This is a genomic window from Micromonospora sp. SYSU B005, assembly GCF_055362685.1.
In genome coordinates, this window is record NZ_JAXCFU010000015.1 from 1 (window position 1) to 24,029 (window position 24,029).

The following is a 24,029-nucleotide window of genomic DNA, read 5'->3' on the forward strand; positions in this document are numbered from 1 at the left end:
AACCCGCACACCCGGATCAGCCACCACCGCCACCAACAACTCCCGACACCGACCCACCAACCGACCGATCGACACCGCATCGAACAGATCCGTCCGGTAGACCAGCGTCATGGCGAGTTCGTCGCCGCGCGGCTGGGCGAACAGCGACACCGCGAACAGCGCCTTGGGGCGGTCGGTCTCGAAGTCGGTGAAGCGCAGCGGTCCGGCCGAGGGCCCGTCGCCCGGCACGTTCTGCATCGCGAACCAGGCGTCGATCAGCGAGTCGGTGTCCGGCCGCTCGGGCCGCAACTCGCGGACCACCCGCTCGTACGGGACCTCCTGGTGGTCGAGCGCGTCGAGGGCGTCGTCGCGGACCCGGCCGAGCAGCTCGGCGAACGTCGGGTCGCCACTCAGGTCGGCGCGCGTGACCACCGTGTTGACGAACAGTCCGATGAGGTTCTCCACCTCGGGCCGGTCCCGGCCGGCCACCGGCGAGCCGATGCCGAAGTCGTCCTGCCCGCTCCACCGGCCCAGCAGCACCTGGAACGCGGCCAGCAGCGTCATGTAGAGCGTGGCACCGTGTTCCCGGCCGACGCGGTGCAGGCCGGCCACCAGTTCCGGGCCGAGGACGAACTCGGTGGTCGCCGCCGCGTGCGAGGGTCGCTCCGGGGCGGGCCGGTCGGTGGGCAGGGTCAGCGCGGGCAGGCCGGCGAGCCGGTCACGCCAGTAGTCCAGGTCGGCGCGGAGCCGGTCACCGTCGAGCTCGCGGCGCTGCCGCTCGGCGTAGTCGACGTACCGGACGGGCAGGTCGGGCAGGGGTTCCCCGGCGTACGCGGCGGCCAGCTCGCGGGCCAGCAGGCCGACCGACCAGCCGTCGGAGGCGATGTGGTGCGTCGCCGCCAGGACCACGTGCTCGGTGTCGGTGAGCGTCCAGACGACGACCCGCAGCAGCGGTCCGGTGGCCAGGTCGAACGGCCGCTCCGCCTCCGCCTCGGCCGCCCGGGCGACCTCGGCGGCCGAGCCGGCGGCGCGCCAGTCGACGGGGGTGCCGGCCGACGGCGGCAGGACGACGCGGGGCATGCCGTCGCGTTCCACGAAACGGGCGCGCAGCGCGTCGTGCCGGTCGACCACCGTGTCCACCGCCTTCTGGAACCGTTCCCGGTCCAGCCGGCCGTGCACCCGCCACATCGGAGTCGTGACGTACGCGGTGTCGCGACCACCGGCCAACCGGTCGAGGAACCACATGCGGTGCTGGGAGAACGACGGAGAGTAATCAACCTGGACACAGTCCTCTAGCTGGCGCAATTCGAATTCTCCTCGACTGGAAACCGGCAGGCGACAAGCGATTACCGACGCATGCGATTGCGTCGGCGCGCAATTCGGTCAGACATCCCGAAGCGCCACGCCCATTCATTCACCCATCGGGCGAAATGCATGGCAAGGCGGAAATCGGTCGCATGCACGACCCATTCCACCGCTCGTACTGATCAGGGGTAGGGCCTGGCTGGACGCCATCCCACGTAGCCGTATGTCGGATTTGGTCCCGCTACGACCACAAACGAGAGATCACAGAATCACTCCCAAGCGACCTTTACGATCCTTAAGTTCGTTTCCGGACGCAGATCCCCCGACACCTCCGGACGGACTCATTCTGCAACGCCGTCCGACGCTCTCGCAAACCCCATCCTGTCGGGAAGCCGATGATCGATGGACGACAACTCGACGTGGATCTTCGAGGACTGACGCCCATTCAGGGACGCCTTTTCACGCATCGCCGCAGATGGCGGCGGGGCGGACACCCGGGCGTTCGGGCCCCCCCGGGGCGCCGCCGCGCCCGGGCAACCCGGCGAAAAAATTCTTCGCGTACGGTTGCCCGGGCGGCGGTGGTGGACATGAACGGCGGACCGGGCGTGCGCCCGTCGTACCACGGGCACCTCCCCCGGACGGTGGACGCGGTCGGCCGACCGGCCGACCGTGCCGGCGGCGCCGGACCGGCCACTGTGGCCGGAGTGTGACGCTCGCTACACGGCCTCGGCACCGGCCGCCGGCGGCGTGGCCATCTTGTGGTTGCGGCCGGGCACCCGGAAGTGGTGGAACGTGACAGTGGCGCTGACGTCAAGCGCGTGCACCCAGTGCCACCAGCCGACCGGCACCAGCAGCATCTGCCCCGGTTCGAGCACCGTCTCCAGCACCGTCGCCTCGGCGTACCGGGGATGCCGGTCGAGGTCCGGTCGCGCCGCGTCCACCGCGCTGAACGTCCCGCCGCGGGGGTAGACCAGATGCCGCTGGTACGACGGCACCAGCCGGACGTGCTTGCGGCCGAGCACCTGGCAGAGCAGCACGGTGCTGTTGTCCACGTGCAACGGCGTGACGGTGCCGGCCGGTCCCAGCAGCAGGTGCCCGCCACCGGCCGGGTCGACGAGGTGCGCCGGCGGCCGCACGTCGGCGGCGAGCGCCCGCAGCGCGCCGTTCCAGTTCTCGTTGCGCGGCACCATGTAGTAGTCGTTCGTCCGCGCGCCGGAGTCCAGCAACGCCACGTAGTCCGCGAACGGCATGGTGGTGCGGTGCCTGTCGTACTGCCAGGAGTGGTCGGGGTTCGCCTCGCGGCCGGTCATCACCTCGACGACCGCGTTCGGGCACCTGCTGGCCATCCGGGCCGGCGTCCAGTCCCGCGCGGGCCAGTCCTCCATCAGGCCGTCGAGCACGACCGGCCGGTTCCCGTAGTAGTAGCGGCCGAAGAACTCCTCGGCGCCGGGATCGGACCGGCGCTCCAGGGCGCGGCCCCCGTCGTCCTCGCGCAGCACCCGGTAGGTGTCCAGTACCGACTCCATCCAGTCGTAGCGCAGCGCGAGCCGCCGGCACACGGCGAAGTACGGGTGGCCAGCGAGCGCCGCCAGCTCCGCGTCGACGGCGTCGGCGTCCGCACCGGCGGCGACGGCCGCCGCGCGGGCCTGCCCGGCGGCGACGCCCATCGCCAGGTTCTCGGCGAGCCACTCCCGCCAGGCGGGGAGCAGGCCCGGCGCGGCGGCCACCGTCACCGGGTGACCTCGACGGGCGGAGCGGCCGGCGCGGCCGGGCGGAGCGACAGCACCACGGCGTCGCCGCGGACGTCGGCGGGCGGCGGCGTGAGCCGGGGCGCCCGGGTGTACTCGGAGCAGTTGACGTAGGAGTTCTTGACGTGGGCCGGGATGTGGTCCGGCGTGGTTTCGGTCATGCCCGGCAGTCAACCGGCGCGGCGTCCCGGCCCGCCAGGGACGGCGATCCCGTCCGGTCCGGGACGCCGTCGCCGCACCGCACGGCCGATCGCCCCGTCCCGGCCGGACCGGGACATCCACCCCTGGCCGCCGGGACACCGCCGCCCGCAGGGTGACGGCGGCAGGCCGCGCCGGCGCGGAAACGGTACGGCGGGCCCGCGTACCGCCCGGCCCGCCACCCGGCTCACGCCGTTCAGGTGGTCCCCCGACGCCTCCCGGCCTGACACAGTGGACCCGACATGCGTGACGACCTCCTCACTCCGCGTCGAACGGCCTGGGCCGTCCTCGTCGCCACCGGCGTGCTCACGCTCGGCGCGGTCGCCGGCTGGGCGGTGGCGACTCCCCCGTTCACCGCCGCCCAGCTCTACTCGCTCGTCGACCTGCTCGACGGCGTCGTATACGGCGCGGCGGCATGGCTGATCCTGAGCCGCCGGCGCCGCGGCAGCCGGCTTCCGGGGTGGATCGCCACGGCGGCGGCGCTCGGCGGCGCGCTCGCCGCGTGCTGCGCGCAGTGGCAGCTCGCCGTCGGTGGGCCGCCGCTGCTGACCGCAGTGCACCAGTGGGCCTGGGTGCCCGGCCTCTACTCGCTCGTCGTGGTCATGCCCTGGCTGCTGCCGGAGCGGCCCCCGGGCCGGCTCGACCGGGTCGCGGTCGCCATCGGCCTGGGGTACGTGGCACTGACGGTGGCCGTCCTCGCCACCGCGCCGCCGCCGGTGGGAGTGGTGCCGCTGACGCCGGAGCTGCGCGACGCCCGCGCCGCGCTGCTGCGACAGTTGTCCCCCGTCCTGCCGTACGCGCTGGTCGGGCTCGGCGCGCTCGCCGCCGCCGGCGTCGCGTGGCGGTGGCGGCGCGGGGAGCCCGCGCGGCGCAACGGCCTCGGCTGGGTGACAGCGGGCAGCGTGTTGCTCACCCTGGCCTTCCTGGCCACGCTCCTGCCACCGGCGGTGGTGCCGCCGGCCGCGCCCGCGCTGCTGATGCTCGCCTCCCAGGCGTTCTTCCCCGCGGCGGTGGCAGTGGTGGTGCTGCGCCAGCAGTTGTGGGGCCTGCGGCTGGCCGTCCGGCGCACCCTGGTCTGGTACCTGATGACCGCGACGGTGATCGCCGCCTACTGCGCGGCGGTCGCCGTGTCCGACCGGCTGCTGCCGCACGCCGCGCCGCTGCCGCAGCTGCTGGTCACCGGCGTGATCGCGGCGGCCTTCCAGCCGGTCCGCGCGCTCGTGCAGCGACGGGTGGACGGGCTGGTGCACGGCGAGCCGCCCGAACTCCTGCTGCACCGGGTGGTGCGCAGCGGCGGCAGCACGACCGACATCGGCGCGGCGGTGGCCACCGCGCTGCGGCTGGCCGACGTGCGGATCACCGAGGACGGGCCGCAGCCGCCGCCGCACGAGGGCACGCCGCCGGTCACGGTGCCGCTGGTCCGCGGCGACCGGCTGGTCGGCCACCTGCACGCCTGGCCCCGGCCCGGCGAGCTGCTGGACGACCGGGCCGGGGAGGCGCTCGCCGTCCTCGCCCCGGTGGTCGCCGCGATGGTGGACCTCGCCGGCACGAACCGGGACCTGGCCCGGTCGCGGCAACGGCTGGCGGAGGTACGCGACGAGGAGCGCCGCTCGCTGCGCCGGGACCTGCACGACGGCCTCGGACCGGCGCTCAGCGGCATCGGGCTGGGCCTGGCCGCCACCCGCAACCTGCTGCGCCGCGACCCGGACCGGGCCGAGGAGCTGCTGGACCGGCTGACCGAGGAGCTGACCGCACGGGCGGCGGAGGTGCGGGAGCTGGCGCACGGGCTGCTGCCGCCGGTGCTCGCCGACGGCGGGCTGCGTCCCGCCCTGGACCTGCTGCGCACCCAGTACGCGCGGGCCGGGCTGCGGATCGTGATGCGCGCCCCCGCCTCGCTGGACCCGCTGCCGGAGCCGGTAGCCACCGCCGCGTACGGCGTCACCGCCGAGGCGGTGCGCAACGTGCACCGGCACGCCGGGGTGGACACCTGCACCGTGTCGCTGGACCGGCGACCGGACCTGCTCCGGGTCACCGTCACCGACGAGGGCCGGGGCGTGGCCGCCGGGCCGGTCCGCCCCGGCGTGGGCCTGCACGCCATGCGGGAACGGGCCCAGGCGGTCGGCGCGACGCTGACCGTCGGGCCGGCCCCCTCCCGCGGCACCACCGTCTGCCTGACCGTCCCCCTGGAGTGCCGGTGACCGACAGCCCGATCCGCGTCGTCGTGGTGGACGACCACCCGGTCTTCCGGCTCGGCATGAGCGCGCTGCTGGACACCCTCGACGGCATCGAGTGCGTCGGCGAGGCCGCCGACGCGTCCGAGGCCCGGGCGCTGGTCGGCAGCACCAGGCCGGACGTGGTGCTGATGGACCTCCATCTCGGGCCCGGGTCCGGGATCGAGGCCACCCGGGCGTTGAGCCGTGACCACCCGGAGGTCCGGGTGCTGGTGGTGACCATGCTCAACGACGACGCCTCACTCGTCGCCGCGGTACGCGCCGGAGCGCGTGGATACGTGCTCAAGGGGGCCTCGGCCGCGGACGTGGAGCGCGGCATCCGGGGTGTGGCCGGCGGCGACCTGGTCCTCGGCGGCCCGCTCGCCGACCGCGCCGCCGCTCTGCTGGGCGCCCGCGCCGACGGCCCGTTCCCGGAACTGACCGACCGGGAACGCGAGGTGCTCGGCCTGCTCGCCCGGGGCCTGTCGAACCCGCTCATCGCGCACCGGCTCGGGCTGAGCGCCAAGACCGTGCGGAACAACGTCTCCGCCATTCTGGTCAAACTCCGTCTCGGCAGCCGCGCCGAGGCGATAGCCCGGGCGCGCGACCACGGAATGGGTAATCCGAACGCCGCCGAACTGCCACCGTCCCCGGCCCGCTGACCGGCGCCGCCGATTTCGAATCGGCAGCCGGGGTCTCGATTCCGATGCGGGCGGCGGAGACGATTACCGCCCGCTGTTCCGGATGACGGTCCCGGCACCGGCCGGTCGGCTTCGTGGCTGCTCACCGGCGCTGCGCCGGTCGGCCTGTCGCGCCCGAAGCGGGCGGACAAAGACGTCTCCCGGCCTGGAAAGAAAGCCTTCCCTAACCAAGGTAAGGCTCATCTTCGCCGGTCCGGGACTCGGCGCGGAAACGACTGCTTACGGCCGCCAACCCCGCATTCCGTTGTTAAGGTGAGCATGATCCTCACTGACGGCGGACGGGTTTGCGGACCGGGCCGCCCGGCAAATACCCGATGGCATTCGAGCACCACGAGGCCGGCCGTTCGTGTCCGCCGGCCCGCATGACTTGGAGGCACCATGAAGACCCTGTTGCAGTCTCCGCCGGTACGTGAATGCGCCGCCACCGCGTGCAGCTTCAACGACAACGGCTGTCACGCTCCCGCGATCACCGTGGCGGCGTCCGCCGACGCGGCCTCCTGCGCGACGTTCGTCGAGTCCTCGCTCAGCGGCGGGATCGCCGAGGTCACCGGCGCGGTGGGCGCCTGTGCGCGGGCCGAGTGCGTGCACAACACCAACCTCGCCTGCACCGCCGAGTCGATCACCGTCGGCCCGGGCGCCACGGTCAGCGACTGCCTGACCTACCAGCCCGCCTGACGAACCGGACACCACGCCCGTACGGGTCACGACGGTCACCGTCGTGACCCGTACGGCATGTGCGGCACCCGACCCGCCGTTGCACAGGTAAGCCTTACCTACTACCGTCTGACCTGGGCCGACTTCACCCCTTCCCGGCCGAGGAGACAGACATGGCGTTGCACCCCGCCGGGCGCCCGGCCCCGTCGGCCGGCGTCGCCCCGGTCACCGCAGGGCCGTCGGCGCTCCCCTCCACGCCCCGCGACGCCGTCTCCGCCCGGTGCGTGCTGAGCGCCGCCTCCTCGGTGCGGCTGACGCTCGGCGACACCACCGCCGATCTCCTCTCCGCCCACGCCGTCCTCCCCGACGGCACGATCGTGCTCGCGGTCGACGCGATGAGCCGCACCGGCGGCCTGCTGGTCGCCGCGCGCGGCCACAGCGGTGCGGTACGCCTCGACGTGACCCACCTCGCCCCGGTCGCCGTGCGCTCCCGGGTGCGCGCCCGGCTGCGGATCGTCGGCACCGCCCGCCGCTTCGACCCGGCCGCGCTCGACGCCTGCGACCCGGCCACCGTGATGTCGCTGCTCGACCTGCCGCCGGTGGCGCTGTGGGCGATCGCGCCGGACGAGATCGTCCTCGACCGGGCCGCCGAGCCCGTCGCGGTGGACCTCGGCACGTACCGGGCCGCCCGCCCGGACCCGATCGCCGTCGACGAGGCCGCCCACCTCGCGCACCTGGCCCGGTGCCACAGCGACGTCCTGGACCGGCTCGGCGCGCTCGTCGACAGGGGCGCCGACGCGACGCGGATCGTCCCGGTCGCGCTCGACGCCGAGGGCATCGTGCTGCGCGCGGAGCGGCCGGACGGTCACACCGACACCCGGTTGCCCTACGCCCGCCCGGTCACCGCCGGCGCCGGCCTCGCCGAGGCGCTGCGGACGCTGCTCGCCTAGGGCGCCGGGGACGGACCTCGTCCGCCCGGATCGAGGCTGCCCACGAGCGCCACAGTTCAGCCGGGTTCGCCGTCGTGCCCGTCGCTTCCACTCCGTACCGAACGCATCGCCGCGGCGGCGGCGCGCCACCGGTGGCGCCCGCCGACGGTGGGGTCGGCGGGCACCGTCGTGGTGGTCGTCAGCTGGTGCAGCAGCCGCCGGCTTGGCCGCCGGCCGGGGTGTCGAGGCTGACCAGGCTGAGCGGTGCGGAGAGCAGGCCCCCGGAGATTCCGGTCGCCAGCCCCTGTGCGGCCGGCGGGGCCGCCGGGTCGGGGCCGCAGCAGCCGTCGGTGCCGGTGGAGTCGGTGGGGTTGCTGTTGCAGACGCCGGTCTCGGGCAGGTCGAGCTGGACGTCGCGGGCGGCGTCCCAGTCGCCGGCGAGAGCGGCGACGACGGAACGGACCTGCTCGTATCCGGTGGCCATGAGGAACGTCGGCGCGCGGCCGTAGCTCTTCATGCCGACGGTGTAGTAGCCGGCCTCGGGGTGCGCGAGTTCGGCGGCGCCGTGCGGGGGAACGGTGCCGCAGGAGTGCTCGTTCGGGTCGATCAGCGGGGCGAGGGCGCGGGTCGCGCCCATGACCGGGTCGAGGTCCAGCCGCAGCTCGGCCGCGATCGAGTGGTCGGGGCGGAAGCCGGTGGCGGCGACGACGCGGTCCACGGTGACGGACTCGTCGGTGCCGTCGGCGTGACGGACGACCACGGCGACCCGGCCCTCGGCCGGGGTGAGGGCGTGCACGGAGAAGCCGGTGAGCAGCCGGATGCGGCCGGCGTCGACGTGGTCACGCAGCCGGGCGCCGAGCGCGCCGCGGGCGGGCAGGGCGTCGGCGTCTCCGCCGCCGTATGTGCGGGCCGGGCTGGACGAGCGGATCGCCCAGATCACCTCGGTGCCGGGTTCGGCGGTGGCCAGCTCGGCCAGCGACAGCAGGGTGTTCGCGGCGGAGTGGCCGGCGCCGACGACGAGGGTGCGCCGGCCGGCGAAGCGGTGCCGGTCGCCGCCGAGCACGTCGGGCAGCGCGTGGCCGAGGAACGCCGCCGCGTCCTCCTCGCCCCGGGCGGGCAGGCCGGAGGCGCCGAGGACGTTGGGGGTGCCCCAGGTGCCGGAGGCGTCGATGACGGCGCGGGCCAGCAGCTCATCGCCGTCGGCGAGGCGGATCAGGAACGGCGTCTGTTCGCGGCCGGCGGTACGCAGCCGGTCCAGGCCGAGCCGGCTGATCGCCGTTACCCGCGCGCCGTAGCGCACGTGGGGCTTGAGCTGCGGCAGCTCCGCGAGAGGCTGGAGGTAGTCGGTGACCAGCTCTGCGCCGGTGGGCAGGACGTCATCGGCCGGGGCGACCCAGCCGGCGTCGTCGAGCAGCCGGCGGGCGGCCGGGTCGACGTTGTACCGCCATGGGGAGAACAGTCGTACGTGCCCCCACTGCCGCACGGCCGCGCCGGCGGTGTCACCGGCCTCCAAGACGAGGAAGGGCAGGTCACGCTCGCGCAGGTGGGCGGCGGCGGCCACACCCACCGGGCCCGCGCCGATCACCACGACGGGCGACTCGTCCAGGACACTCATCGGGAACTCCTCTGTATTGGCGATTGTCGAATCAGTCAGGTGCGGTGACGCCACGTCGCGCCACCGGGTGGCCGTCAGCAGACTCCGACCGGATCGGGCGCCGGACGACCCATGACGACGTCGGCGGCGGACGGGAAGCAGCCGACACAGGCGTCGTTGATGCGATAGTGGCGTGCGGTGCCGACCGGCTCGACGAGCACGAACCGCACCTCGGTGAGGATCTTCAGGTGCTGGGAGACGGTGGACTGGGCGAGCCCGACCGCGGCGACGAGTTCCCCCACGCTCATCGGCCGGGCGTGGCGGGCCAGGTACTCCACGATCTGCACCCGCGTCGGGTCCGCGAGCGCCCGGAACCACGAGGCGTAGGTCTGCGCGGTGTCGCGGTCGAGGAGGTCGCCCACCACCACTCCTTCAATCGTTTATCGCCGATTGGCGATGAAGCCTAGCAGGTGCCGGAGCCGGCGACCGCCGGACGGGGCCCCGCCTGACGACGCCTCCCCCGGCGGCACCCTGTCTTGATGTCGGTCTAAACAAAGACTTGCACGCTGATTAGATAGATGTCAACCTAGAGACATGCCGAAGCAACAGGCGCCGATCCCCCTCGTCGACCTCAGCGCCGACGCGCCGTGCTGCCCCCCGCTGGCGCAGCGCCGGGTCCCGGCCGAGACGGCGGCGGTGCTCGCGCCCGCGTTCAAGGCCCTCGGCGATCCGGTACGGCTGCAGCTGATGTCGATGATCGCCTCCGCCGAGGGCGGCGAGGTGTGCGTGTGCGACCTGACGCCGGCGTTCGACCTGACCGGGCCGACGATCTCCCACCATCTCAAGACGCTGCGCGAGGCGGGCCTGGTGGACGCCGAGCGGCGGGGCACCTGGGTCTACTACCGCGCGCGGCCGCAGATCCTGCGCCAGCTCGCCGGCCTGCTGTCGATCGAGCCGGCCGCGGCGGCGCAGCGGTAGGCCGCACGCCACACCCCCGCGGGAAGGCGGTCCGATCACCGCCGAGCCCCGTTGCCGCCACACCGACACCCCACTGGAGCGTCCATGAGCACCGCCACCAGAGCCGACCATGCCCCGCCGGTGGTGGCACGCCTGTCGCGCCTCGACCGGTTCCTGCCGGTCTGGATCGGCCTGGCCATGGTCGCCGGTCTGCTGCTCGGCCGGATCGTCCCCGGCCTGGACGACGCTCTCGGCGCCGTCGAGGTCGGTGGCATCTCCCTGCCCATCGCCCTCGGCCTGCTGATCATGATGTATCCGGTCCTGGCCAAGGTCCGCTACGACCGCCTCGACACCGTCACCGGTGACCGGCGCCTCCTGGTCTCGTCGCTGGTCCTCAACTGGATCGTCGGTCCCGCCGTCATGTTCGCCCTGGCCTGGGTGTTCCTGGCCGACCAGCCGGAGTACCGCACCGGTCTGATCATCGTCGGCCTGGCCCGCTGCATCGCGATGGTGATCATCTGGAACGACCTGGCCTGCGGCGACCGGGAGGCAGCGGCGGTCCTCGTCGCCGTCAACTCGGTGTTCCAGGTCGTCGCCTTCGGCCTGCTCGGCTGGTTCTACGTGTCGGTGCTGCCGGGCTGGCTGGGTCTGGACGGCGCGGCGCTGGAGGTCTCCGGCTGGGACATCGCCGGTAACGTACTCGTCTTCCTCGGCATCCCCCTGCTCGCCGGCTACCTCTCCCGCCGCCTCGGCGAGCGCACCAGGGGCCGCGACTGGTACGAGCGGCGGTTCCTGCCCAGGGTCGGGCCCGTCGCCCTGTACGGACTGCTGTTCACCATCGTCGTGCTGTTCGCCCTGCAGGGCGAGGCCATCACCGACCGGCCGGCCGACGTGGCCCGCATCGCTCTGCCGCTGCTGGCCTACTTCGCCCTCATGTGGGCCGGCTCCTACCTGCTCGGCCGGGCCATCGGCCTCAACTACGAACGCACCACCACCCTGGCGTTCACCGCGGCGGGCAACAACTTCGAACTGGCCATCGCGGTCGCGATCGGCACCTTCGGGATCGCCTCCGGCCAGGCCCTCGCCGGTGTCGTCGGCCCGCTGATCGAGGTCCCGGTCCTCGTCGGCCTGGTCTACGTGTCGCTGTGGGCCCGCGCCCGCCTGTTCCCCGCGCCGGGCACCCGGCCGTGAGACGCCCCGACCGCGCTGCGGCACGCCGCGCGGCAACCACCCGTATCAGGGAGACCCGATGAGCGACAAGCCCAGCGTCCTGTTCGTCTGCGTGCACAACGCCGGCCGTTCCCAGATGGCCGCCGGGTGGCTGCGCCACCTCGCCGGCGACACCGTCGAGGTGCGCTCCGCCGGCAGCGCGCCAGCCGGCCAGGTCAACCCGGCCGCCGTCGAGGCCATGCGGGAGGTCGGTATCGACATCACCGGCCAGACCCCCAAGCTCCTGGAGTACGAGACGGCGGAGTCCTCGGACGTCATCGTCACCATGGGCTGCGGTGACGCCTGCCCCGTCTTCCCGGGCAAGCGGTACGAGGACTGGAAGCTCGACGACCCCGCGGGCAAGGGCGTCGACGCGGTACGCCCCATCCGGGACGAGATCCGCACCCGGGTGGAACGGCTGCTCGCCGAACTGCACCCCACCGCCTGACACCCGCCCTCCCGGTCGACACCGTAGTGGTAACCGACGATGATCCGGTCCTGATTGCACCGGCGGGCGGCCGCCGTTGGTGCGACGATGCAAGCGTGGGAACTGCGAAGACTGCCACCCCTGCCATCTCGCCGCTCACCGGCGAGCCGATCAAGCGTGCCGACGCCGAACGCCTCGCGGGCGTCCTGAAGGCGTTGGCCGACCCGGCCCGGCTGCGCCTGCTCAGCCTGATCCAGTCCGCGCCGGAGGGCGAGGCGTCCGTCAGCGACCTCACCGCGCCGCTCGGTCTCTCCCAGCCGACCGTCAGCCATCACCTCCGGATCCTCACCGAGGCCGGCCTGATCGAGCGGGAGAAGCGGGGTGTGTGGGCGTACTACCGCCTGGTGCCGTCCGCGATCTCGGCGATCGCCGAGTTGCTGACGCCGCCTCGTAAACGACCGACGAAGAAGGTCCGCTGAGCAGGTCACCACCGGGTTGCCGCGTGCACCCGCCGACCTGCCACGGTCGCGCCCCGGAGCCTCAACCGGCCACCGGGAAGTTGGACCGGACGAGGCCGTCCGGGTCGTGGCGGCGCTTGACCGCCCCCAGCCGGGTCAGGACGGCGGGGGTGAACGCGTCCGCCGCCGTCTCGTCCGGGTTGAGGAAGGTCACCGGCTTGCGCCCGCTGACCGGCAGGGCGGCGGCCAGGGCCCGCTGCCGCGCCGTGACCGCCGCCGGGTCGGTGGCGAGACCGAACAGGTAGAGCGCGTACGGCTCGGTGAGCGGGCCGTGCGGGCTGTCGGAGTCCCGGGCGAGGGCGCCACCGAGGTGCCGGAGCTGGACGCTGAGCAGCGGGGCGATCGGGTCGGCCAGCAGCGCCCCGGCCGCGTCGTCGTCGAGGCGGGTCAGCAGTTCGGCGCGGGAGATACCGGGGCTGGGGTCGGTGGGTTCGGCCGTGATGCCGCCGAGTTCGGTGACCGCCATGTTCCGCCTGCTGTCGGAGATCGGCTGGGTCAACCGGTCCAGCGGTGCGAGCAGGTCCCGCGCCGCAGCCCCGGCGCCGAGGTAGGTGACGTCGAGGGCGACCATCGGATCGGCGCCGGGGAAGTGCAGCAGGTCCATCCAGACGGTCAGCTCCTCGGGTGCCGTGGCGGTGATCCGCCGGAACGCCCGCAGCACGTCCGGCGCGTGCGCCGCCGCCCACAGCATGCGTCCGCCGTACAGGTCCGGCGCGGGGTGCAGCGCGAGTTCGAGGGCGGTGACGATCGCGAAGTCACCACCGCCGCCGCGCAGCGCCCAGAACAGGTCGGGGGCGGTCTCGGCGGTGACGCGCCGGTGCCGCGCCTCGGCGTCCACGACGTCGAACGCGGTGACCGCGTCGGACACCCAGCCGTACGCGCGGCCGAACCAGCTCAGTCCGCCGCCGAGCGCCACCCCGGTCACGCTGACCACGGGGGAGCTGCCGGGCAGCCCGGTGAGCCCGTACGGCGCGGCGGCGGCCTGGAGCAGGCCGGACGGCACACCGGCGCCGACCCGTGCCCGCCGGGCGACCGGGTCGATCTCCACGGTGTCCAGACGGCCGGTCCGCAGCAGGATCGCGCCGTCGGCGCGGCCGGTGGCGCCGTGCCCGTTGGGCTGCACGGCGATGCTCAGTCCGGCCGAACGGGCGTACCGGACGAGCGCGGCGACGTCGTCCGCGTCGGCGGCCTCGACCACCGCCGCCGGTGACTGCGCGACGGCCAGGTTCCAGGCCCGGCCGGCCACCTCGAACCCTTCGTCGCCCGGCAGCAGGACCCGGCCCCGGACGGCGGAGCGAAGCGGGTGCGGAGCATTCATGAGCGTGTCCATGAGCCCACACTAGGAGCGGAAAAGACCCCGACTAGGGTGCATTCGCATGATGGATTCGTGGGCCAATCCGGCGCGGCGGCTGGGCAGCGACCTGCATCTGGAGCTGTCCGGCGCCGGCGGCCGCCGGTCCGCGCTCACCCGCGCGCTGCGCGACGCCGTCCGGGACGGGAGACTGGCGGCCGGCACCCTCCTGCCGCCGTACCGGTCCCTCGCCGCCGACCTCGGCCTGGCCCGCAACACCGTCGCCGCCGCGTACGCCGAACTGGTGGCCGAGGGATGGCTGGTCGCCCGGCAGGGGTCCGGTACGCGAGTGGCGCCGCACGCCGAGCCCGCCCGGGTCGCCCGCGTCCCGAGGCAGATGCCCGCGCGTCCGGCCCCGGCCGTGCACCATCTGCGGCAGGGGCAGCCGGATGCCGCCTCCTTCCCGCGCGCCGCGTGGCTGGCGTCCGCGCGCCGCGCCCTGACCGCCGCGCCGAACGAGGCGTTCGGGCCGGGCGATCCGCAGGGCCGCCCGGAGCTGCGCCGGGCGCTGGCCGGGTACCTGGCGCGGGCGCGGGGCGTCCGGACCACCCCGGACCGGATCGTGGTGTGTTCCGGTGTCGCGCACGCGCTGCGCCTGCTCTACGGCGGCCGGGTTCTGCGCGGCCCGCTGGCGGTGGAGTCCTACGGGCTCGAATTCCACCGCGCGGTGCTGGCGGCGGCAGGCGTCCGTACCGCCCCGCTCACGCTCGACGCGGACGGCGCCCGCACCGAGGAGCTGACCGGCCTCGCGGGGGTACGGGCGGCGCTGCTCACGCCCGCGCACCAGTTCCCCACCGGCGGGCCGCTGCATCCCCGGCGACGCCTCGCCGCGCTGGGGTGGGCGGAGGGCCGGGACGGGCTGGTGCTGGAGGACGACTACGACGGCGAGTTCCGGTACGACCGGGATCCGGTGGGGGCGGTGCAGGGCTTGGCCCCGGAGCGCGTCGTCTACCTGGGCTCGGTGAGCAAGAGCCTCTCCCCCGCGCTGCGTCTGGGCTGGATGGTGCTGCCCGAGCGGCTCGTCGGCCCGGTGCTGGACGCCAAGGGTGAACGGGAGGCGTGGGCGGGCGTGACGGACCAGCTCACCCTCGCCGATTTCCTCGACTCCGGACGGTACGACCGGCACGTGCGCCGAATGCGCCAGCGGTACCGCGCCCGGCGTGACCGTCTCGTCGCCACGCTCGCCGCCCACGCCCCGCACGTCACGCCGACCGGCGTCGCCGCCGGGCTGCACGTCGTGCTGCGCCTGCCCGCCGGGACCGAGCGCCAGGTGGTGGAGGCCGCCGCCGGACGGTCGATCGCGCTCGACGGGCTGGGCGGTTTCCGCCACCCGGACGCCACCATGCCCGCCCTCGACGGCCTCGTGGTCGGCTACGCGACGCCGCCCGAGCACGCGTACGCAGCCGCGCTGGAGGCGCTGTGCCGGATCCTTCCCCCGGCCCCCTCCCCCGCTCGGTCCGGTGGGCCGGCCCTTGAGGACCGCGGCCGGAGCCGGTAGAAACGGCGGGGCCGACAGGAGATCAGTCATGACCGATACCGACGGGCGGTTGTCCGCGACGCCGCGTACCACCCTGCGCCGGATGAAGGACAAGGGGCGCCGCGACCGCGCCGCCCTGTTCGACGTGCTCCGGGCCGCCTCCGTCTGCCATCTGGGCGTGCTCGTCGACGGCGGACCGATGGTGGTGCCGACCGTCTACGGATTCGACGACAGGCACCTCTACCTGCACGGCTCGGTGGCCAGCCGGAGCCTCACCACCGACGCCGAGGTCTGCGTGACGGTCACCGTCGTCGACGGGCTGGTCCTGGCGCGCTCGGTGTTCGAGCACGGGATCAACTACCGCAGCGCGATGATCTACGGCCGGCCCCGGTGGGTGACCGACGCCGAGGAGAAGGTGTACGGCCTGCGGCTGCTGACCGAGCACGTCGCCCCCGGCCAGTGGGACCACGCCCGCCGGCCGAACCGGCGGGAACTGGCTGCCACCGCGCTGCTGGCGCTTCCGCTGGCCGAGGCGTCGGTCAAGACGCGTAGCGGACCGCCGGACGACGGCGACAGCCCGGACGCCGCCCTCGGCCTCTGGGCCGGCGAGCTTCCGCTGGTCGCGCGCTGGGAGCAGCCGGTGACCGACCCGGCGCTGCCGCCGGCGACGCCGGTGCCGGCGCACGTCGCGGCGCGCGCCGGCACCCGCGCCGACCGCCGGTGACCGGCCGGCCCTAGCGAAGCTGGCGGGCCACCTCGGCCAGCGGCAGCCGGGGCTGGACGGCCGCCCGGGCGGCCACCACCGCCAGCGCCCGGGGTACGCCGGCGCAGTGCGCGATGATCTCCCGTACCGCCGCGCGCTCGGCGGTGAGGCGACGCTCGCCGAGGCGCGCCGCCAGCAGGTCCCACGCCTCGCCGGCGGCCAGCTCGTCGACCACGACCGGGCACGCGGCCTCGCCGACGACCAGGCCGGTGAGGCGCTTGCGGCTGGTCACGACCACCATGCAGCCGGGTACGCCGGGCAGCAGCGGCCGCACCTGGTCGGCGTCGCGGGCGTCGTCGAGCACGATGAGCATCCGGCGCCCGGCGAGCGCGCTGCGGTAGAGCCCGGTGCGCGCCGCCGGTCCGCACGGGACCCCACCGGGTACGTCGAGCGCCTCGATCAGGCCGCCGAGCGCCTCGGCCGGCGCCACCGCCGGCCGTACCGGGTCGCTGCCGCCGAGCTGGACGTGCAGCACCCCGTCGGCGAACCGGGCGGCCGACCGGTGCGCCCAGCGCAGCGCCAGCGCCGTCTTGCCGATGCCGGACCGGCCGGACAGGACGCACACCACCACGCTCGACATCCGCCGCGGCCCGCCGTCGAGCAGCCGGTCGAGTTGCCGCAGTTGTGCCGAACGGCCGGTGAAGCCGGGAATCTCCAGCGGCAGTTGCATGGGGCGGATCCGGGCCGCGGCCGCCGGGTGGGCGGGCAGGCCGAGGACCTCGCGGAGCAGCCGGACGGTCGCGGGCCGCGGACGGGTCACCCGCGACGACTCCAGGTTGCGGATGCTCCGGACGCTCAGTCCGGTGCGGGCGGCCAACTCCTCCTGGGTCAGGTTGGCCATTCGCCGTGCGGTAGCGATCTCATGACCCAACGTATCCATGTAGCCGATCACAGCGTCGTCTCCGTACCGGTTCTGGTGGATTCATGACGGTGGACCACCGACGCCGCGGCCACTGAGCGGGCAGTCAGCGGCGACATTGCCGGTGATCTGCCGGTGAAGCTCCTGTTGGCCAGACGAGGTTAAGTCCACAGTGGGTCCGACGCTATCGACCGGAGTCGAATCGACGGTCGACGAGAGGGGCCCTTCCCGGCATCGGTGCAGCGTCGCAGAAGCAGCACTTCCGGTCACTCTCCGCAAACCTCAGATCCGTCCGGCGCGGCCCGGAGGGCAGCGCGCCGACCAGGAGGACGAACATGCGAAGGTACGTCAGCGACACCGCCGAACTCACCGACGAGTACGGCATCCGGATCGGCCGCTGGACCCAGTACCGCGATCTCGGCCCGTTGCCGTTCGACGCCATGTGGTGCGTGATCCCGCCCGGTGGCAGCAGCAGCGAGGACATCCACCCGGAGGTCGAGTTCGCCGTGGTGACCCGCGGCACGGCCATCTACGAGGCGGGCGGCGAGAAGGTCGAGGTGCCGACCGGCGGCGTGATCCTGCTCGAACCCGAGCAGAGCCACGTCATCCACAACCCCTCGCCGGAGCAGCCGCTCACCATCCTCAGCATCTACTGGATGCCCCGGCCCGGCGACTCGGCGCAGGCCGGTGCGGACGCCGGGACCGGCCGTGACTGACGCCGCCACCGGCGCGGTGCTGGTGGTGACGCCACCACCGACGCCGAACGGGCCGCTGCACCTCGGGCACCTCAGCGGCCCGTACGTCGCCGGGGACATCGCGGCCCGCGCGCTGCGTGCCGCCGGCCGGCGGGTGGTGACCCAGTGCGGCCTGGACGCGCACCAGAACTACGTACTCGCCCGGGCGGAGTCGCGGGGCGAGACGCCCGCGGACACCGTCGCCCGCTACGGCTCGTCGATCCACGCCGCGCTGCGCGCCGCGCGCATCCGGTACGACGTCATGGCCGACCCGCTGGCCGACGCCGGCTACCGCCGGGCGGTGGCGCGCCTGCTCACCGAACTGGTGGAGGCCAAGGTGGTGGAGGTCGCCCCGGTGTCGCTGCGCGCCTGCGCGACGTGCCGCCGGACCCTGCACCACGTCCGGGTCGCCGGGCGCTGCCCGGCCTGCGGCGCCGGCGCGAACGGCGGCACCTGCGAGGGCTGCGGCGGCTTCTGCACCGCCGCGAACCTCGTCGGCGCGCGGTCGACCTGCTGCGACGCGGCACCCGAACCGGTCACCCACACGGTCCCGGTGCTGCGGCTCGACGAGCACCGGGAGCGGCTGGCCGAGTTCTGGTCCCGCGCGGTGCTGCCGCCCCGGCTGCGGCGCCTCGTCGCGTCGTACCTCGACGGCGGGCTGCCGGAGGTGCCGCTGGCGTACCCGACGGACTGGGGCATCGAGTGGGACGACGGCCTGCGCATCGACGTCTGGGCCGAGATGGCAGTGGCCAACCTGGTGCTGCCCGCCCGCCATCTGCGGCCGGGCGCGGACACGCTGGCCGGGTACCTGGACGCGTGGCGGGACGTGGACGAGCAGTGGATCTTCCTCGGGGTCGACAACGCCTTCTACTACGCGCTGCTCATCCCGGCCCTGCACCTGGCCGCCGGGCTGCCCGACCGGCCGACCGGGCTGGTCGTGAACGAGTTCTACCGGCTCACCGGCGCGAAGTTCTCCACCAGCCGCGAGCACGCGATCTGGGCGCACGAGTTCCTGGCCACCGAGGACCCGGCGGTGGTCCGGGCGTTCCTCAGCTGGGACCGGCCGGACAGCTACGAGTCGGACTTCCGGCCGGAGGCGTACGAGGCGTTCGCCGCCCGGTACGCCGCGACCCTCGCCGGCACCACCGTCGGGCTGGACGGCGTGCTCGCCGACACCGAACTGACGCGCGGTGAGCAGGCGCTGCGGCCGGGGCACTTCGATCCGGCCACCGCGGTCCGGGCGGCGCTGGCCGCGTACCCCGGTCGGCCGGAGCGGGCGGCCCGCCTGCTCGGCGTCGTCGGCGGCGCGGAACCGGCGGGTTCGGATGGGTGAGCCGCGCGTGCTCGTCGTCGGCGCGGGCGTCAGCGGCGTCCTGCTCGCCCGGCGGCTGCGGGACGCGGGCGCCGACGCGGTCCTGATCGGTCCGCACGACTGTGGTCCGGACGGGCGGCCCGCCGACGCGACGGCCGCGTCCGGCGGGCTGGTGCGGGCCTTCGAGCCCGATCCGGCAGGCCGGTCCCTCGCCGCCGCGAGCCTCGCCGAACTGCTGGCCGATCCGTCGCTCGCGAGAGCGGCCGGGTGGCGGCGGACCGGCTCGCTCTACCTGCTCGACGCCGGGGCGGCGGCCGGCGTGGACGGCGCCGAGGTGCTCACCCGGGACGAGGTCGCCGACCGGTTCGGCTTCGCCGGACTCCCGGACGGCACGGTGGGGATCTGGGAGGACCGGGCCGGCTACCTCGACCCGGACCGGCTGCGCCGGACCGTCCTGCGTGGCCTCGGCCGGACCGAGAGCACACCGGTGGCCCGCCTCGACGACCGCGTGGTCGAGCTGGTCGACGGCCGCCGGCTCACCGGCGACCTCGTCGTCGTGGCCGCCGGGGCCTGGACGCCGCGCCTGCTGCGCGCCGCCGGGTTGCCGGCCTCGCTGCGCACCAAGCACATCCAGTACGCCCACCACGTCACCGGCCGCGCCGAGCTGCCGTGCTTCGTGGACGAGTCCAGCGGCCTCTACGGCCGGCCTGCCGGTCCGGGGCGGGTGCTGCTCGGTCTGCCCAGCGACAGGTGGGACGTCGACCCACCGGCCCCGGAGCCGGACGCCGCGCTGGCGGCACGGGTCCTGACCGTGGCGGCGCGGCGGCTGCCCGGCCTGGACCCGCGACCGGCCGGCCCGCCGGTGAGCGCCGCCGACTGCTACAGCGAACCCGCCGGTCTGGCCCTGCGCCACGTGTCCGGCGCGGTGCACACCTTCACCGGCGGCAGCGGCGGCGCCGCCAAGACCGTCCTGGCCGCCAGCCGGCTCGCCGCCACCGCCCTGCTGAACACCCGAACCGCTATCCCTGTCCCCCACGGCCAGACAGAGGAAGACTGATGACGCAGACCTTTCACACAGTGGGAATCGGCGCCGGGCCGGCGAACCTGAGCCTCGCGGCGATGTACGACACCCTCGCGCCGCACGACATCGCGCTGTTCGAAGCCCGCGACCGGCCGGGCTGGCACGACGGGATGCTGCACAGCGGCGTCCGCATGCAGACCGGCTGGGTCAAGGACCTGGTCTCGCTCTACGACCCGACCCACCCGCTGTCGTTCCTCAACTACCTGGTCACCACCGGCCGGGTGTACGCCCTGCTGGGCGCCGGGTTCGACACCATCCCCCGGATCGAGTACCAGCAGTACCTGGTGTGGGCGGCGGGCCGGCTGCCGCGCATCACGTACGGCACCCGCGTCGACCGGGTCGAGTTCGACGGCGCGCTGGTCAGCCGCAGCGGCGGTGCGGAGGTCGCCCGCTCCCGGCACCTGGTGCTCGGCAGCGGAACTGTCCCCTTCGTACCGGAGTTCCTGGACGCCCTCGACCCGCGGCACCTGTTCGTCGCCGACGAGCTGCACCAGCGCCTCGCCACGGTGCCGGACGAACCGGACCTTCCGTGGATCGTGATCGGCAGCGGACAGACCAGCGCGGAGTGCGTCGCGGCGCTGCTCGCCCGCGGGTGCCGCGACATCAGGTGGATCGGACGGCGGTCGTGGTTCGCCCCGCTGGAGGACTCCCCGTCGGCGAACGACCTGTACCGGCCCGCCTACCAGGAGGCGTTCCTCAACCTGTCCCGGGACGTGCGGGAACGTCTCGTCTCCGGTCAGATCCTGACCAGCGACGGGATCTCCCCGGGCACGTTGCGCGGCATCTACCAGCACAACTACGAGGAGCGGCTGCGTACCGGCCGGTTCCCGGTGACGATCATGCCGAGCCGTACCGTGACCGGCGCCCGGCAGCTCGACGGGGAGGTCGAGCTGGAGTGCCTGACCGCCGGCAGCGGCGAGGAACGGCACCGGGCGGTGAACCTCGTCGTCGCGGCGGGACGCCGGCAGGCGCCGCTGCCCTTCGACCCGGAGCTGACCGCGCTGATCGACCTGGACGAGCGCGGTGAGCCGGTCATCGAGTCGGACTACTCGATCCGGTGGAAGCACGCCGACGACCACAAGATCTTCGTGCTGAACCGGGGGCGGTACGTGCAGGGGCTCGTCGACTCCAACCTGAGCATCCTGCCGATCCGCAGCGCGATGATCCTCAACTCGATCGCCGGCCGCACGGTCTGCCGGTTCCGCGACGACTACCTGAGCACCCGATGGGCGTGAACGCGATGACGTCGTTCGACTACGACGACCGGGTCTTCGTCTCCGTCGACCACGCCGGTGACGCCGACCCGCTGCGGGGGCACTACCACCAGCGCGGCGACCTGGTCTGGGCGGAGATCTCCGGCGGCCCGGTACGGCACGGCCGGCTCGCCGGCACCTGCGACGCGCAGGGCGTGGTGCGATTCGCGTACGTGGAGGTGCTCACCGACGGCAGCATCGTCGTCGGCGAGTGCGAGTCGCGGCCCGAGCTGCTGCCGGACGGCCGGATCCGGCTGCGCGAGCAGTGGCGCCGGCACGGGCCGCGCCGCGACAGCGGCGTCTCGGTGATCGAGGAGGCCGTCCCGGCCCGCGCCGAGGCGAGGGAGGAGCAGCGTGTCTGACATCCAGATCGTCAGCTTCGTCGCGGCGAGCCTGCTCATCATCATCGTGCCGGGCGTCGACTTCGCCCTGGTCACCCGGCAGACCGTGCGGTACGGGCGGCGGGCCGGGTTCGTGGTGCTGGCCGGGCTGTTCGCCGCCGCGCTGGTGCACGCCTCGCTCGCCACGGCCGGCCTGTCCGCCCTGCTGGTGTCGTCGCCGACGCTCTACACGGTGCTGCGCGTCGCCGGTGCGCTGTACCTGCTCTACCTGGGCGGCACCATCCTCTGGGCCACCCGGCCGCGACGGGCGACGGCACCGGCCACGCAGCCGGTCCCGGTGGGCGTAGGCGGCTCCGGGCCGGACGCGGACACCGGCCCGGCCGCCGCGCCGGAGACGGTGGCCGCCGACGAGCCGCACGTGGCCCGGCGCTCGTTCGTCATGGGCGTCACCAGCCAGCTGCTGAACGTCAAGGTGGTCGTCTTCTACGTCTCGTTCGTGCCGCAGTTCGTCAAGCCCGGCGACGGCGCGGCGGCCCGCACGGCGGTGCTGGCCGCCACGTTCATCGGCCTCGCGGTGCTCTGGTGGGCCTGCTACATCCTGCTCATCGACCGGTTGCAACCGTGGCTGACCCGGCCGTCGGTGCTGCTGGTGATCGAGCGGCTGACCGGGCTGATCCTGATCGTCCTGGCGGTACGGATCGCGCTGAGCCACTGACCCGCACCCGTGGGGGGGCCCCCCGGGCCGCGGGGGCCCCCCCGGGGGGGCGGGGGGCCCGGGGGGGGGGGCCGGGGGGGGCCGCGGGGGGGGGTCCGCTCGGGCGCCGACCCCGGCCCCCCCCCGGGGGGGGCCCCCCCGGGGGGGGGGGCCCCCCCACGGGTCAGGCGTTGCGCCGGCGGTGGGCGACGGTGAGGACCTGGGTGGTCGGCCAGTCCAGCGGCCGGCCGTCCAGGTCGGTCAGGGACGCGACGGGCGCGATCCGGTTGTCGATCACCCAGTCGTTGCGGACCGGCGCCGAGGCGGGGCCGATCTCGAAACCGGCCTCGGTGAGCAGCTCCGACCAGTCGGCGAAGCTCAGGCCGCAGAACTGCTCCTTGGTCTCCGACAGCCAGTTGTCGGTGTAGTCCTTGCGGGTCAGGTAGTCCATCGCCGCGCCCAGGCCGAGACGGACCGCGCCGTCGGCCAGTGGTTCGTACGCGAAGCCGAACGCGAAGTCCACGGCGAACTGGTCCAGCCGGGCCCGCGTCGACAGTCCGGAGACGTACCGCCGGACCTCGGCCGAGGACAGGTCGGCCAGGTCACGGCGGGGCGAGGCCGGGTTGTCGCCGTCGTCGCCGGTCAGTCGCAGGATCACCGGCCGCTCCGGCTCGTCCGGCCCGCACACGTCACTGTTGATCCAGACGCCGCCCGGCACCGTGTGGTCGTGGATGCGGCGGGCGAACTGGAGCAGCGACTCCCGCTGCCGCCCGTACGACCAGATCTCGTGGGTCAGCGCGAAGGTGAGCGTGGTGTCCACCGAGCGGTCCTTGAACACCGCGCCGCCGAGGACGTTGCGGTGGAAGAAGTAGACGTTGGCGTTGCGGAACACGCCCTGCGCCTTCTTGTGCAGGCACTCCTGGTAGAGGTGACGGGCCACCTCCACGCCGATCAGGTCGCTCTCCCGCAGCGTGGCCTCCCGGTCGGCCAGTTCCAGGACGGCGCCCGCGCCGCAGCCGATGTCCACGATGCGGCCGGGCTGCACGTACCGGCGCACCGAGTCCCACTTGCGTTCGGCGGCGGAGGCGAACGCCTCCACGTAGGTGCGGTAGTCGCGGGTGACGGTGAGGCCGCCCTCGTCGCCGACGAGCGGGTCGTTCACCACCGACCGGATCGCCTCGACCAGGCGGTAGCGCTCGAACACGTCGATCGTCGCCGGGTGGGTGAGCGTCCGCCAGCTCTCGTCGCCGGCGGCCAGGCGCAGCAGCACGTCCCACGGCCGTTCCGGGGTCTCGGGCAGGTCCGGGTCGGCCTCGACCAGCGCGATCGCGAAGCCGAGCCGCTCGTACAGCTTGGCGACCTCCGGCGTGGAGCAGGCCACCACCGTGTCGGCGGGGGTGAGTTCGAGTCCGGTGGCCACCGCGATGCTCTTGAGCGTGACCTCGGCGAACGCGTCGGTGTACGCGGTGTCGAAGATCGGCACGGCCAGCGAGCGCAACCCGGTCAGCACGCTGAACCGCTCGATCGCGGCCTCCCGCCTGTGGTACGCGACCGGGTTGCGCCTGGTGTTCTCGTGGTTGGCCGACGTCACCGCCCAGACCACAGTGGCCTCGTCACCGGCGAGCCGGCTCAGGTAGTCGGCCTGGAACCGGGTCAGCAGGTGGTGCCGCCCCGGGAACAGCACGAAGCGGGTCGGCAGGTCGGTCATGGTCACCTCGCCTGGGCGGTGGAGCGG

25 protein-coding genes are annotated in these 24,029 nt (G+C 74.1%); 17 read left to right on the forward strand and 8 right to left on the reverse strand.

Annotated elements, in window-relative coordinates; genetic code table 11:
* Nucleotides 1-1,284 (reverse strand): condensation domain-containing protein (locus SM452_RS25825; protein WP_463840877.1); only part of this gene is annotated, 1,284 nt, incomplete at its 3' end.
* 587 nt (nucleotides 1,285-1,871) lie between these two features.
* Here SM452_RS25825 and SM452_RS25830 point away from each other — a divergent pair.
* On the forward strand, nucleotides 1,872-1,994 hold the full coding sequence (locus SM452_RS25830) for a hypothetical protein (protein WP_463840878.1): 123 nt from the start codon (nucleotides 1,872-1,874) through the stop codon (nucleotides 1,992-1,994).
* Nucleotides 1,995-2,000: 6 nt separating this feature from the next.
* Here SM452_RS25830 and SM452_RS25835 read toward each other — a convergent pair whose 3' ends face one another.
* Both SM452_RS25835 and SM452_RS25840 read right to left on the reverse strand, forming a co-directional pair.
* On the reverse strand, nucleotides 2,001-3,017 hold the full coding sequence (locus tag SM452_RS25835) for a cupin-like domain-containing protein (RefSeq protein ID WP_463840879.1): 1,017 nt from the start codon (nucleotides 3,015-3,017) through the stop codon (nucleotides 2,001-2,003).
* Nucleotides 3,014-3,193 (reverse strand): hypothetical protein, encoded by a 180-nt coding sequence (locus SM452_RS25840; protein ID WP_355514206.1) that lies wholly within the window; start codon nucleotides 3,191-3,193, stop codon nucleotides 3,014-3,016. Before SM452_RS25840 ends, SM452_RS25835 begins: the two co-directional genes overlap by 4 nt.
* 279 nt (nucleotides 3,194-3,472) lie before the next feature.
* Here SM452_RS25840 and SM452_RS25845 point away from each other — a divergent pair, with 279 nt between their 5' ends.
* From SM452_RS25845 to SM452_RS25860, 4 genes are all read left to right on the forward strand, one after another.
* Nucleotides 3,473-5,428: a sensor histidine kinase gene (locus SM452_RS25845; RefSeq protein WP_463840880.1), complete on the forward strand. Its 1,956-nt coding sequence runs from the start codon at nucleotides 3,473-3,475 to the stop codon at nucleotides 5,426-5,428.
* Nucleotides 5,425-6,102, forward strand: coding sequence for a response regulator transcription factor (locus tag SM452_RS25850; protein WP_402810698.1), 678 nt, complete (start codon nucleotides 5,425-5,427; stop codon nucleotides 6,100-6,102). Before SM452_RS25845 ends, SM452_RS25850 begins: the two co-directional genes overlap by 4 nt.
* A 417-nt stretch (nucleotides 6,103-6,519) precedes the next feature.
* Nucleotides 6,520-6,816 carry a DUF1540 domain-containing protein gene (locus tag SM452_RS25855; protein WP_262014993.1) on the forward strand — a complete coding sequence of 99 codons (297 nt, stop codon included), beginning with the start codon at nucleotides 6,520-6,522 and terminating at the stop codon, nucleotides 6,814-6,816.
* Between the two features lie 152 nt (nucleotides 6,817-6,968).
* Nucleotides 6,969-7,745 (forward strand): DUF2470 domain-containing protein, encoded by a 777-nt coding sequence (locus SM452_RS25860; protein WP_463840881.1) that lies wholly within the window; start codon nucleotides 6,969-6,971, stop codon nucleotides 7,743-7,745.
* A gap of 178 nt (nucleotides 7,746-7,923) precedes the next feature.
* Here the strand turns inward: SM452_RS25860 and SM452_RS25865 are convergent, their stop codons facing one another.
* Together SM452_RS25865 and SM452_RS25870 are read right to left on the reverse strand one after the other, a co-directional pair.
* On the reverse strand, nucleotides 7,924-9,339 hold the full coding sequence (locus SM452_RS25865) for an NAD(P)-binding domain-containing protein (RefSeq protein ID WP_463840882.1): 1,416 nt from the start codon (nucleotides 9,337-9,339) through the stop codon (nucleotides 7,924-7,926).
* A 74-nt stretch (nucleotides 9,340-9,413) separates the two neighbouring features.
* A complete protein-coding gene (locus SM452_RS25870) occupies nucleotides 9,414-9,740 on the reverse strand; it encodes an ArsR/SmtB family transcription factor (RefSeq protein ID WP_370585014.1) in 327 nt (108 codons plus the stop codon).
* Between the two features lie 172 nt (nucleotides 9,741-9,912).
* Here SM452_RS25870 and SM452_RS25875 point away from each other — a divergent pair, with 172 nt between their 5' ends.
* The 4 genes from SM452_RS25875 to SM452_RS25890 all read left to right on the forward strand — a co-directional run bounded on the left by SM452_RS25875 (nucleotide 9,913) and on the right by SM452_RS25890 (nucleotide 12,390).
* Nucleotides 9,913-10,296, forward strand: a complete 384-nt coding sequence (locus SM452_RS25875; protein ID WP_262014996.1) for an ArsR/SmtB family transcription factor — start codon at nucleotides 9,913-9,915, stop codon at nucleotides 10,294-10,296.
* Between the two features lie 84 nt (nucleotides 10,297-10,380).
* Entirely contained in the window at nucleotides 10,381-11,466 is a 1,086-nt protein-coding gene (gene arsB / locus SM452_RS25880) for an ACR3 family arsenite efflux transporter (RefSeq protein WP_463840883.1), read from the forward strand.
* Between the two features lie 58 nt (nucleotides 11,467-11,524).
* Nucleotides 11,525-11,932, forward strand: coding sequence for an arsenate reductase ArsC (locus SM452_RS25885; RefSeq protein ID WP_262014998.1), 408 nt, complete (start codon nucleotides 11,525-11,527; stop codon nucleotides 11,930-11,932).
* A 95-nt stretch (nucleotides 11,933-12,027) separates the two neighbouring features.
* On the forward strand, nucleotides 12,028-12,390 hold the full coding sequence (locus SM452_RS25890) for an ArsR/SmtB family transcription factor (RefSeq protein WP_135240741.1): 363 nt from the start codon (nucleotides 12,028-12,030) through the stop codon (nucleotides 12,388-12,390).
* Nucleotides 12,391-12,451: 61 nt separating this feature from the next.
* Here SM452_RS25890 and SM452_RS25895 read toward each other — a convergent pair whose 3' ends face one another.
* Nucleotides 12,452-13,759, reverse strand: coding sequence for an FAD-binding oxidoreductase (locus tag SM452_RS25895; RefSeq protein WP_463840884.1), 1,308 nt, complete (start codon nucleotides 13,757-13,759; stop codon nucleotides 12,452-12,454).
* A 46-nt stretch (nucleotides 13,760-13,805) separates the two neighbouring features.
* Between SM452_RS25895 and pdxR the strand changes: the two genes are divergently transcribed.
* Together pdxR and SM452_RS25905 are read left to right on the forward strand one after the other, a co-directional pair.
* The gene (gene pdxR, locus SM452_RS25900) at nucleotides 13,806-15,278 is read left to right on the forward strand and encodes a MocR-like pyridoxine biosynthesis transcription factor PdxR (protein ID WP_463840885.1); all 1,473 of its coding nucleotides are present in this window, start codon (nucleotides 13,806-13,808) and stop codon (nucleotides 15,276-15,278) included.
* A gap of 28 nt (nucleotides 15,279-15,306) precedes the next feature.
* A complete protein-coding gene (locus tag SM452_RS25905) occupies nucleotides 15,307-15,981 on the forward strand; it encodes a pyridoxamine 5'-phosphate oxidase family protein (RefSeq protein ID WP_463840886.1) in 675 nt (224 codons plus the stop codon).
* A 10-nt stretch (nucleotides 15,982-15,991) separates the two neighbouring features.
* Here SM452_RS25905 and SM452_RS25910 read toward each other — a convergent pair whose 3' ends face one another.
* Nucleotides 15,992-16,900, reverse strand: coding sequence for an NB-ARC domain-containing protein (locus SM452_RS25910; RefSeq protein ID WP_357209732.1), 909 nt, complete (start codon nucleotides 16,898-16,900; stop codon nucleotides 15,992-15,994).
* Nucleotides 16,901-17,214: 314 nt separating this feature from the next.
* On the opposite strand from SM452_RS25910, the gene SM452_RS25915 reads away from it, so the two are divergent.
* Genes SM452_RS25915 through SM452_RS25940 form a run of 6 tightly spaced genes read left to right on the forward strand, consistent with a single transcriptional unit; the run spans nucleotide 17,215 to nucleotide 22,315 of the window.
* Complete coding sequence (locus SM452_RS25915; protein WP_262015003.1) at nucleotides 17,215-17,595, forward strand: cupin domain-containing protein; 381 nt, start codon at nucleotides 17,215-17,217, stop codon at nucleotides 17,593-17,595.
* Entirely contained in the window at nucleotides 17,588-18,946 is a 1,359-nt protein-coding gene (locus SM452_RS25920) for a class I tRNA ligase family protein (protein ID WP_463840887.1), read from the forward strand. Before SM452_RS25915 ends, SM452_RS25920 begins: the two co-directional genes overlap by 8 nt.
* Complete coding sequence (locus SM452_RS25925) at nucleotides 18,939-19,982, forward strand: NAD(P)/FAD-dependent oxidoreductase (protein ID WP_262015005.1); 1,044 nt, start codon at nucleotides 18,939-18,941, stop codon at nucleotides 19,980-19,982. Before SM452_RS25920 ends, SM452_RS25925 begins: the two co-directional genes overlap by 8 nt.
* Nucleotides 19,982-21,241, forward strand: coding sequence for a lysine N(6)-hydroxylase/L-ornithine N(5)-oxygenase family protein (locus SM452_RS25930; RefSeq protein ID WP_262015006.1), 1,260 nt, complete (start codon nucleotides 19,982-19,984; stop codon nucleotides 21,239-21,241). The genes SM452_RS25925 and SM452_RS25930 overlap by 1 nt, the downstream gene beginning before the upstream one ends.
* Nucleotides 21,232-21,621 (forward strand): hypothetical protein, encoded by a 390-nt coding sequence (locus SM452_RS25935; RefSeq protein WP_357209735.1) that lies wholly within the window; start codon nucleotides 21,232-21,234, stop codon nucleotides 21,619-21,621. Before SM452_RS25930 ends, SM452_RS25935 begins: the two co-directional genes overlap by 10 nt.
* On the forward strand, nucleotides 21,614-22,315 hold the full coding sequence (locus tag SM452_RS25940) for a LysE family translocator (protein ID WP_262015008.1): 702 nt from the start codon (nucleotides 21,614-21,616) through the stop codon (nucleotides 22,313-22,315). The genes SM452_RS25935 and SM452_RS25940 overlap by 8 nt, the downstream gene beginning before the upstream one ends.
* 163 nt (nucleotides 22,316-22,478) lie before the next feature.
* Here SM452_RS25940 and SM452_RS25945 read toward each other — a convergent pair whose 3' ends face one another.
* A complete protein-coding gene (locus tag SM452_RS25945) occupies nucleotides 22,479-24,002 on the reverse strand; it encodes a class I SAM-dependent methyltransferase (RefSeq protein ID WP_463840888.1) in 1,524 nt (507 codons plus the stop codon).
* Nucleotides 24,003-24,029 lie beyond the last annotated feature (27 nt).